General features: G+C 70.4%; 2 protein-coding genes and 1 pseudogene. All 3 read left to right on the forward strand.

Annotation, left to right across the window (positions count from 1 at the left end; all coding sequences use genetic code 11):
• On the forward strand, positions 1–1,650 hold a 1,650-nt coding region (locus AC5L35_RS37225), incomplete at its 5' end, for an alpha/beta fold hydrolase (RefSeq protein WP_495064459.1).
• Between the two features lie 27 nt (positions 1,651–1,677).
• Positions 1,678–2,682 carry a TauD/TfdA family dioxygenase gene (locus AC5L35_RS37230; protein WP_495064460.1) on the forward strand — a complete coding sequence of 335 codons (1,005 nt, stop codon included), beginning with the start codon at positions 1,678–1,680 and terminating at the stop codon, positions 2,680–2,682.
• A pseudogene (locus AC5L35_RS37235) lies at positions 2,679–2,866 on the forward strand (2,3-diaminopropionate biosynthesis protein SbnB); the annotation flags it as partial. The gene AC5L35_RS37230 and the pseudogene AC5L35_RS37235, both read left to right, overlap by 4 nt.

Consider the following 2,866-nt stretch of genomic DNA (forward strand, 5'->3'; position numbering starts at 1 on the left):
GGCCTGACCGAGACCTCCGACGACACCAACCACGAGGTCATGGACCGGGCTCCCGACGGGGAACGCGTCCCGCTCGGCCCGGCCGTCCAGAACGTCAGCGTCTACGTCGTCGACGAGAACCTCGTTCCCGTACCGCTGGGCGCCCCCGGACTGATCGTCTTCTCCGGAGTGTGCGTCGGCCGCGGCTACGTCAACGACCCCGAGCGCACCCGGCAGGCCTACACGACCGACCCGCACCGCCCGGGCGACCGGCTCTACGTGGGCGGCGACTACGGCCGCTGGCTGCCGGGCGGCAAGCTCGAGTTCCTCGGCCGGAAGGACAGCCAGGTCAAGATCTCGGGCTTCCGGATCGAGATCGGCGAGATCGAGAACACGCTGCTGCGGGTGCCCGGGGTTCGCGACGGCGCCGTGGTGGTGGCCGAGCGGCCCGACCAGAGCAAGCAGCTGGTGGCCTTCTACTCCGGCCCCCGGACGATCGATCTGAACGTGCTGCGCGAGCGGCTCGGCGCATCGCTGCCCGCATACATGGTGCCGGCGGCCTTCCACTGGCAGGAGAGCCTGCCGCTCACCCCCAACAGCAAGATCGACAAGAAGCGGCTGACGCTGCTCGCCCGTGAGCTCGATGTCGTCGAGGAGGACTACGACGCACCGAGGACGCCGACCGAGGAGCGGCTGGCGGAAGCGTGGGCGAAGGTGCTCGGCGTCCCGGTGGACCAGATCGGGCGAGGCGACCACTTCTTCGACCGGGGCGGCAACTCGCTGTCGGCCGTGAAGCTGGCGGTCGCTCTGAAGCGGACGGTCTCGCTCAAGGACGTCACCCGCTACCCCGTCCTCTCCGATCTGGCCGAGCTGGTGGACGGCAGGTCCGAGCGACGCACCGGGTTGCTGCAGCCACTCTCGGGAACGGACGCCACCCAGACCGGCGCGCTCGTGTGCTTCCCCTATGCCGGCGGCAACGCGGTGAACTACCAGCCGATGGCTGCCGCGTTGCGCGGGAGCGGGCTGGCCGTCCTGGCCGTCGAGCTGCCGGGCCACGACCTCGCTGCCGAGCGCGAGTCGTTCGTGCCGATCGCGCAGGTGGTCGAGCAGGTGGCCACCGAGATCGTCGGGCGCGGCCTGACCAGGGTGCTGCTGTGGGGCCACTCCTCGGGCACCGCACTCGCGCTGGAGACGGCGCGGGTCCTGCAGGCGGGGGGCGTGCGTGTGGAGCGGGTGTTCCTCGGTGCGCAGCTGCTCGGCACGGCAGCCGACCGGCGAGCAGCCCTCGCCGAGCTGGCCGAACGGAGCGACGCCGAGATCGCGGAGCGGCTCGGCAACAGCGGCTACACGGAGCTGGGGGCGCTGGACCCGCAGCGCGCCGAGCACGTCGGCGCCGCCTACCGGCACGACTACGGATCCGCTCTCCGCTACTTCGCCGACGCCCTGGACAACCCGCCCGCGGTGAAGCTGGCCGCGCCGATCAGCGTCGTGGTCGCCGCCGACGACGCGAGCACCGCGGATTACAAGCACCGGTATCGCGACTGGGAGCTCCTGGCCGAGCGCGTCGACCTGCACGCGCTCTCCGACGGCAGTCACTACTTCCTGCGCACCCGTCCCGCTGAGGCGGCGCAGACGGTGCTGAGTGCCGCCGAACTGCTGACTTCTTCTTGAGCAAATAGGAACTGGAAGGAATTCGAGATGTCGTCCTCATCCGCGGCGTCGCTGTTCGGCGTGGACCTGCAACCCGGCAAGCCGCCGATGTTGCGGGTCGCGCCCACCGGCGACGCGCCGCGCTGGGCAGCCGAGCACCGAGACGCGCTGCGCGCCGTCATCACCGACCACGGTTCGCTACTGGTCCGTGGTCTCGGGCTACGCGACGCGGCGGAGGTGGCGGCCGTGTTCCAGAGGCTGACCACCACCGGTCTGATGGCCGAGAGGGAGGCGTTCGCCTCCCGCCAGGTCTACTCCGAGGGCGTCTACTCCTCGACCAAGTGGCCGCCGAACCAGCAGATGTGCATGCACCACGAGCTGAGCTACACCCTCGAGTTCCCCTCCGTGATGCTGTTCGCCTGCCTGGGGGCGGCCACCAGCGGAGGCGCGACCGGGGTGGCCGACTCGCCGACCGTGCTCGAGGCACTGCCTCGCGATCTGGTCGACCGGTTCGAACGCGAGGGCTGGCTGCTCACCCGCACGTACAACGAGGACATCGGGGCCTCCTGGGCCGAGGCGTTCGGCACGGAGGACCCGGCTGCCGTCGAGAGCTACTGCCGCGCCAACGCGATCGAGTTCGCGTGGCAGCCCGACGGTGAGCTGCGTACCCGCCAGCGCCGCAGCGCGGTGGTGCGCCACCCCGTGACCGGGCAGCGGTGCTGGTTCAACCAGATCGCGTTCCTGAACGAGTGGACGATGGATCCCGAGGTGCACGAGTTCCTGGTCGACGTCTACGGCGCCGACGGGCTCCCGTTCAACACCCGCTTCGGCAACGGTGACCCCATCGGCCAGGACGTCGTGGAGTTGCTCACCGGCATCTACGAGGCCCACACCCTGCGCGAGCCGTGGCAGGCGGGCGACCTGATGCTCGTCGACAACATCCGCAGCTCGCACAGCAGGGACGCCTTCGAAGGGCCGCGCGAGGTGCTGGTCGGTATGGCCGACGCGCTGCGCCTCAACAGCTCGCCGACAGTGGATGGGACGACCCGATGACCAGTGTGCCTCCCACCACGACGGCTTCCCAGACCTCCGGGGCCGGCGGCGTGCCGCCGTTCGCGGTGATCTCCGGTGGCCAGGTCCAGCGTGCGCTGCAGGGCGGGGAGAAGCAGATCATGGAGGTGGTCGAGGCCACCTACCGCCTGCACGGCGCAGGCGACTCGGTGAACCCACCGTCCTA

It is taken from the genome of Pseudonocardia sp. OZ21, from assembly GCF_059359135.1.

Bases quoted from the DNA above. Each gene is read 5' to 3' on its own strand.
- AC5L35_RS37230 (WP_495064460.1), top strand. From the start codon at position 1,678: ATGTCGTCCTCATCCGCGGCGTCGCTGTTCGGCGTGGACCTGCAACCC.